The organism is Phycisphaerae bacterium (assembly GCA_012729815.1).
Lineage (GTDB): Bacteria > Planctomycetota > Phycisphaerae > JAAYCJ01 > JAAYCJ01 > JAAYCJ01.
Genome location: JAAYCJ010000179.1, coordinates 36,065 through 42,064, shown reverse-complemented (window position 1 = coordinate 42,064; position 6,000 = coordinate 36,065). Strand labels below are relative to the sequence as shown.

General features: G+C 64.0%; 5 protein-coding genes. 4 read left to right on the top strand and 1 reads right to left on the bottom strand.

From position 1 onward, the window contains the following. The 3 genes from GXY33_12245 to GXY33_12235 all read left to right on the top strand — a co-directional run. Positions 1-1,268 (top strand): hypothetical protein (locus tag GXY33_12245; GenBank protein NLX05901.1); only part of this gene is annotated, 1,268 nt, incomplete at its 5' end. A 14-nt stretch (positions 1,269-1,282) separates the two neighbouring features. Next, positions 1,283-1,954: a DUF1559 domain-containing protein gene (locus GXY33_12240; GenBank protein NLX05900.1), complete on the top strand. Its 672-nt coding sequence runs from the start codon at positions 1,283-1,285 to the stop codon at positions 1,952-1,954. A gap of 347 nt (positions 1,955-2,301) precedes the next feature. Next, on the top strand, positions 2,302-3,387 hold the full coding sequence (locus GXY33_12235; GenBank protein ID NLX05899.1) for a DUF2961 domain-containing protein: 1,086 nt from the start codon (positions 2,302-2,304) through the stop codon (positions 3,385-3,387). A 52-nt stretch (positions 3,388-3,439) separates the two neighbouring features. On the opposite strand, the gene GXY33_12230 is transcribed toward GXY33_12235, so the two are convergent. Then, complete coding sequence (locus GXY33_12230) at positions 3,440-4,714, bottom strand: class I tRNA ligase family protein (protein NLX05898.1); 1,275 nt, start codon at positions 4,712-4,714, stop codon at positions 3,440-3,442. 227 nt (positions 4,715-4,941) lie between these two features. Between GXY33_12230 and GXY33_12225 the strand changes: the two genes are divergently transcribed. After that, positions 4,942-5,721, top strand: a complete 780-nt coding sequence (locus GXY33_12225) for a GNAT family N-acetyltransferase (protein ID NLX05897.1) — start codon at positions 4,942-4,944, stop codon at positions 5,719-5,721. Positions 5,722-6,000 lie beyond the last annotated feature (279 nt).

Here is a 6,000-nt window from a genome sequence, read left to right as displayed (position 1 = left end):
AGGCCTACCAGGAGTGCCGCGACTTCATCCGGTCGCTCGGCTGCGACGCGCTGCTGAACGACGTTAACTTTGAGAATAACGCCCTGACGAGGTTCGTTCGGCCGCACCTGGACTACGTCGACAACCACAGCTATTGGGCGGTTCCGGCCCCAATCCATCGTCACGAGAGCCTGCCGGTCAGGAGCAGTCACCTCAACAACCTGACGGTGAACGCGTCGATGGCCCGCATCATGTTCAATTCCCGCGTGTTCGGCCGGCCGTTTACCGTGACCGAATTCAACATGCCGTTTCCGCACCGCTACCGGGCCCAATCCGGCCTGACGATGGGGGCCTACGGGGCGCTGCAGGACTGGAACGGCCTCTATCGCTTCGCCTACGCCCACACAGCCGGCAACACCCAACAGGTGGGCCCGACCGTCTGGATGGAGTTGACGCAGGACCCGATCAACATGGTCTCCGAACGCATCGGCATCCTCCTGTTCCGCCGCGGCGACGTCCAGCCGGCCCGACAGGCCGTCCCGCTGGCCCTGAACTCCCAGGACGTGTTTGAGGTGGCCAGTGCCGGTGATGCCCTGGAGGCCTACTCGAACCTGGGCCTGCGGCACCGGATCGGCCAGTGGGATTTCCAGAATCCCCAAGCCGCCGTCCCGGATTCGATCCGCTGCGCCTTCGGTGTGGCCGAGTCCTCGCCTTTGCCGCCGGCTGTGCCGTATCGGCGTTTGACCGATGAGGCGGTGGCCGCGCTGCGGCAGGAAGGCCAAGGCGATTCGCACTGGATCGCCTCCGATACCTCCGAAATCGCCCTGGACCCCAACGAAGGCCAGATGACGATCGTAACGGACCGGAGCGAGTGCTTCGCCCTGGAAGAGGGCAAGGCGCTGGACGGCAAACTGGTCTCCGTCAAGAACCGCGGCGAGTTCAGCGTGGTGGCCGTCAGCGCCATGGACGAGGCCAAGCCTATCGCCCAGGCCGGCCGCCTGCTGGTGTGCCACCTGACCGACAGTTCCAACTCCGCCGCCCGGTTCTTCGACGAGGAGCGGACGATCACCGAGGAGTGGGGCACGCTGCCGCATCTGCTCCGCCGCGGCGCAGCGGACGTGACGCTGCGCCTGGACCCGGCCAAGATGGTCCGGGCGTGGGCCATTACGATGGGCGGTCAGCGCCAAAACGAGGTGCCGGTCCGCAAAACGGATGGCGGCTTTGAGCTGACGGTGGATACCGCCCAGCCGAACGGGGGTTGTTTGACTTACGAGGTCGTGATAGAATAGTAACGAGGTGTGGTATGAGAAAAGCAAACGCCGTAGCCGCCCGTGGAATGCTATCGGGCTTCACCCTCATCGAGCTTCTGGTGGTGGTCGCGATCATCGCGGTGCTGGTCTCCATTCTTCTGCCCGCCCTCAGCCAGGCGCGGGAGACGGCCAAGACGGCGTCCTGCGCGAGCAACCAGCGGCAGTTGGGTTTGGCCTTCCAGACCTACGCCAACGAGTACAACGGCTGGCTGCCCTACTGCTACGACTGGACGCCCGGTGAGACCAACCGGATGTGGCGGATCATCCTGCCAAGGCTCTACTTTGGCGGAGTAGGTCCGGAGAATCTTCCCGTCTTTCACTGCCCCAGCGAAACGCGATCCCTGGCGTTCGACTACGGTATGAACGCGTACATCAACAACATCGAATCCGCTTGGTCTCCCATACTCGCCCGGCTGGATTTGCTTCCGGACCATACCAGGACGGTTCTTCTGGCGGACAATCAACCGTACACCCTTGAGAACTCAACCGTGGTTCCCTGGCTGTGGCCCGGCAGTGGGTCGCAGATCAACCCCAGGCACGCCGGCAAGGCCAACCTGCTCTTCTGCGACGGCCATGCCGCGTCCTACATGGGATACCCCCTGAACGTTCCCTGGGAGCAGTGGTTCATCTACGACCAAACTGTCTGGAAGTACTGGCAGTACTGAGCATCCCATCGCGGCAGAGACCAACCTTCAGGATGGTACAGTCTGCTGGATCGTGATCCGAGAGCGATTCAGTTGTCAAGCGTCGCGCGGGGCGACGTGCAGCCGAAACGCCGGGGTCTCGGCGTGATAAAGATACCATGGGAATCTGGCCGAGGCAAATGTGGCGTTTTCGGGGCCGGCGGCGGGAACGGCGCAGGGATTTCCACGGGAACTTCTGTAGAGAGATGTCGAAATCTCTGCCTGCGCGACAGCGGAAGGGGTTTGCCCGAGCCTTGTGCAAGGTAACCGTGATTTCTATAATCCCCTCGGTTGCGTTTTCTGAATTGTCATGATGAAAGGGATTTGCCATGGCGTCGTTCAACGGCTTGGGTCTGCATCTTGGGAATCTCTCGCGGCTTTCATCGGCCAAAACCCGTTCGATCAGTGCGGAGAACTTCACCGGCGAGAAGGGCAAGGCCGGGATGGCGGTCGAGGGCACGGGGGCCGCCTGTGCCCGCGATCTGGGGCAGGGCTGGAAGGTCTCGCCGTCGGTGCGGATTGAAGCCGGCCAGACGTTCACGATGGCCGAGATCGAAGGGTCCGGGGCGATTCAGCACATCTGGCTGACCCCGAGCGGGTCGTGGCGGTTCTGCATCCTGCGGGTCTATTGGGACGGTCAGGATCAGCCCTCGGTCGAATGCCCGATCGGCGATTTCTTCGCCTGCGGTTGGCAGCAGTACGCCCAGGTCTCGTCGCTGGCGGTATGCGTCAATCCCCGCAGCGGGTTGAACTGCTATTGGGAGATGCCGTTCCGCAAGCACTGCCGGATGACGGTGACGAATATCGGACCGGAGGCATTGACGCTGTACTACCAGGTCACCTACGCGCTGACGGAGGTGCCGGACGACGCGGCGTATTTCCATGCCCAGTTCCGCCGGGTCAATCCGCTGCCCTGCAAGCAGGTGCACACGATCGTGGACGAGGTCCGCGGCCGGGGGCACTACGTGGGGACGTACATGGCGTGGGGCGTCAACAACTGCGGCTGGTGGGGCGAAGGGGAGATCAAGTTCTACATGGACGGAGACCAGGCGTTTCCGACGATCTGCGGGACGGGCACCGAGGACTACTTCTGCGGGTCGTACAACTTCGACCTGGGCAAGGAGAACGGCGGGTATCGCGAATTCACCACGCCGTACGCGGGTCTGCCGCAGGTGATCCGGCCGGACGGGCTGTATGCGTCGCAGACGCGGTTTGGCCTCTACCGCTGGCACATCATGGACCCGATCCGGTTCGAGCGGGATTTGCGGGTGACGATCCAGGCCCTCGGCTGGCGCAGCGGCGGGCGGTATCTGCCGCTTCAGGACGATATCGCCTCGGTGGCGTACTGGTACCAGACGCTGCCGACGGCGCGGTTCCCGGAGCTGCCGGATCGGGACGCGCTGGAAATCGTGTGACCTGGGTACGGGGATGGCGGGTGAACCTCGCCTGCGGCGAGAACCACCCGCCCTACGCAGAGAGCAGGCCGACCTGAAGGACGCTGTCGATCCGGTTGAGGGCGGCGGTGCACTGGGCGCAGGTTGACGGGTCGAGTTGGGTTTGTTTCTCGCTGTCGGCGAGGCGAAGCAGCGTTTGTTCGAGGGCGTCGACGGCGTCGGCGACGTGAAGGTCGTCGTTCATGTGCGCGGCAAAAGCGGCGAGCAGTTCGACCGCCTCCGGTGCGTTGAGGGTGTCGGGCGCTGACGCTTCCTCGGCGGCGCGGCAGAGCTGTCTGGTGGCGGCGGTGAGCCGGTCGAGTCGCCCGACCGTATCGTCGAGTCGCTGGCGGCGGAAGTCGATGGGCTGGCGGTAGTGGCCGTTGATGAAGTGGAATCGGACGGCCTCGGGCGAGTAGCCCTGGTCGAAAAAGTCCTCAGCGTAGAGGACGTTGCCCTCGCTCTTGGACATCTTCTCGCCGTCGACCAGCAGCAGCTCGCCGTGCAGCCAGAAGTTGGCGTACTTCCGCTGTGAGTAGCTCTCCATGATGGCCAGGATGTAGTCGTGATGGCGAAACAGGTTATCGACCGCGCCGCCGTGAATATCGATCTGAAGCCCGAGGTGTTTGACGATCATGGCTGGGTCCTGGACGTTCCACGAGGGCCGGCCGCGGCCCAGCGGCGTGTCCCAGCAGACACTGTCGTTCGAGCCGCAGGCGTGCCAGAGGATAAAGTCGCCGAGGTTCCACTGATCGCCGGGATAGGTGTCCTGGTCGAAGCGGATGCGCTCTTTGGGCCACTGGCTCATGTCCAGACCGTAGAGCCGACCGAAACCGGGATACGTCAGCGGATCGAAGTAGACGTCGCCCTCGTGGCGGTAGGCGTGGCCTCGATCGATCAGCGCGCGGATGATCTCGGCGGCGGTGTCCACGCTGGTCGAGGAGCGCGAGATGACCCGCGGCAGGCGGATCCGCAGCTTGTCGGCGGTGTCGAGGAACTGCTCGACGACCGGGCGGGTCAACTGGTCCAGTTCGAGGCCCTGCTCGCGGGCCTCCTCGATGGCTTTGTCCTCGACGTCGGTGAAGTTGATCAGGCGGTGGACCTTGTAGCCGAGGAACTCCAGATAGCGGTACAGCACGTCTTCGTAGAGAAAGGTGCGGTAATTGCCCACGTGCTGGCGGCGGTAGACCGACGGGCCGCAGGTGAACATCGTGACGCGGCCCGGCTCGCGCGGGACGAACCGTTCCTTGCGCCGGGTCAGCGTGTTGGTCAGGCAGAACTCAGCGGCGATACCGGAGCGGCCATTCACGGCGAACCCCCTCAAAACGGTCAGTAACGCACCCGCGTTGTCGCGGGATCATACCTGTATGGTTATGGGAGGCGGCTGGATTGTCAAGGGCCGATCGGCGGCCACGGCCACGCGAACGGACCTACATCTTCGAGCGGGCATGTGTTACAATGACCGCCGCCGGGCAGCGGCGGCGGGAGTTGGGGTCGGCACTGGTGTAATCGGGTTGCTTGTGGAAGGGACGGTTGATGGACTTGGCTTTGAGCATTCGTCAGGAGCTTGAGGAGTTTGCCCGGCGCAAGGCCGGACGCGGGATCACGGAGTTGAAGATCGAAGCCGGCGACGCCTGGAGCGTTGACGTCTCGTTCACGTTCGCCGGCCGCGACTGGCTGCGGCTGCGGAATCTGCGGACGGGCGACGTGCCGCTGCTGCTGAAGTTCGGGCAGAACCTCGGCGATGAGTCCAGGGAGCTGTTCGGCCCGTATCCGTGGGACGATGCGGTCCGACTGCCCGAGGCGCTGGGTCAGACGATCCGCAACGCGGTCGATCGGGTCGATGCGTCGTACCTGATGCTGTGCGAGGACGAGCCGATCGCGCACTTCTTTTTGTGGAAGGCGGGCGGCAACGCACAGTCGGCGGGTCACGGGGTCCAAGTACCGGAGCTAGGGATCGCGATCGCCGACGGTTGGCACGGGCGAGGGTTGGGCCGGCTGATCATGCGGCTGTTGGATTGCGCCGCGGCGAGTCTCGGAGCGGCCGCGATCGAGTTGACCACGGCGTTTGGCAACGAGGCGGGTTACCGGACTTACCTGTCAGCCGGGTACGTCGAGGTCGGTGAGATCTGCGTGCCGCGCGGGGTGGACGTGACGGCGGCCGTCGAAGGCAGCGTTTCGTTCGAGAGCTACAAGTGCGAACGCCAGATGGTTCGCATCATCGACGAAGCCAAACGGCAGGCGGTGGAAAAGTATCTGGCGGCCAAGCGGATCGACTCGGAGGCGGTCTGCCGCGGCAAGCGCCGGGCCGATTGAAAGGCGGTTTCGGCCACGAGGCTGCGAACGCGGCATCTTGACACGGCGGCCGGATTCTGGTAGCATACACTTAGTTGACGAAATCACATCGTGATCGGGGTTGTCGAGATCGCGACGCACAAATTCGCCGTTCGGAACTGTTTCGGCGCGCCAGGGTGGCGCGCATCAGCCTGTCGAGTCCGATGCGAATCGCGGACGGATGAAGGGTCTGAGTGCGGACGGTTGCCTGACGGTGTCTGAGGCCGCCATGTTGCGCCTCAGTCGAAATGGCGCCCGCCG